The organism is Pseudomonas persica (assembly GCF_900291015.1).
Taxonomy (GTDB): domain Bacteria; phylum Pseudomonadota; class Gammaproteobacteria; order Pseudomonadales; family Pseudomonadaceae; genus Aquipseudomonas.
In genome coordinates, this window is record NZ_OLKL01000371.1 from 1 (window position 1) to 237 (window position 237).

A 237-nucleotide genomic window follows, 5' to 3' on the forward strand; every position below is an offset into this window, starting at 1 on the left:
TTATATCCCCGACCCACACCGCATTAGGTATCGGGGAATCAAAAACTTGATTTAAAAGATTCGGGGCGACTGGTAGATTGTGTTTACTGTTTGTTGTGGCCTTCCACTTCTTCTTGCGTGTGGATTGGATTCCATGCTTCTTCATTAATCTATAGACGGTACCCCGGCTGCAAGGAATGGACTCGTTTACTTCGGCCCAAATGGGGTCAACGCCATATGACGGGTGCTTTTCGTGAG

At 47.3% G+C, this 237-nt stretch carries 1 protein-coding gene; it reads right to left on the minus strand.

The annotated features are described in order from the left end of the window. Positions 1-237, minus strand: a 237-nt coding sequence (locus tag FQ664_RS28140; RefSeq protein ID WP_144176008.1) for an IS3 family transposase, incomplete at both ends; no start/stop codon positions are given.